Below are 555 nucleotides of genomic sequence, written 5' to 3'. Positions count from 1 at the left end.
GGTAGAAGCCCAGTCCTGACATGCGAACGGAATAGTCTGCCCCATGCCGTCCCAGAGCTTTTCCAGCAGCGTTGCGAAGCGACGGCGCAACCGTGTGTCCTGGAATTCGCTTCCCTGGACTCCAAGATTCATCCACGACCGATCATCCGCCCGTCGCTTGCCGGCCATCTCGCTTACACATGGAACGTGACGTATGCCAGGTTACCAGGTTTCGCGGCAAAGATGTGGGTAATTGCAAGGAATGCCCACACGCTTACGACAACCTCACAGGGATAGAGAAAAATGCATGGATCCCTGATGACGCAGACAGCGAACACCTCATGCTGATTGAGACCTTCATCTGTTTTGTCTCTGCCCAAGAGCATGAAAGCCACGACCGTTCCGCAGGCGAGGCGAAACGGTTCGAGCGCTTGATGAACTCGGGGTATCCGAATGTAAGGGACTTCCCCGTCCCGAGGCTGCGGCGGAAGCCGCGGTTCGGCATCAAAGTGCCATGATGAGGTCTGAGCCTTCATCAATACCCACAGGAGGGGAAATCCATGCCCATTGTTACCG

The 555-nt window shown here is 56.0% G+C and carries 2 protein-coding genes; both read right to left on the bottom strand.

From position 1 onward, the window contains the following. The coding region (locus ACLFKU_RS43955) for a transposase DNA-binding-containing protein (protein WP_410853419.1) at window positions 1-132 on the bottom strand (132 nt) is incomplete at its 3' end. A gap of 41 nt (window positions 133-173) precedes the next feature. Further along, window positions 174-555 (bottom strand): hypothetical protein (locus ACLFKU_RS43950; protein ID WP_410853418.1); only part of this gene is annotated, 382 nt, incomplete at its 5' end.

The sequence above is a fragment of the Paraburkholderia sp. EG304 genome, assembly GCF_046543485.1.
GTDB lineage: Bacteria > Pseudomonadota > Gammaproteobacteria > Burkholderiales > Burkholderiaceae > Paraburkholderia > Paraburkholderia youngii.
This window is presented reverse-complemented; position numbering and strand designations above follow the sequence as displayed.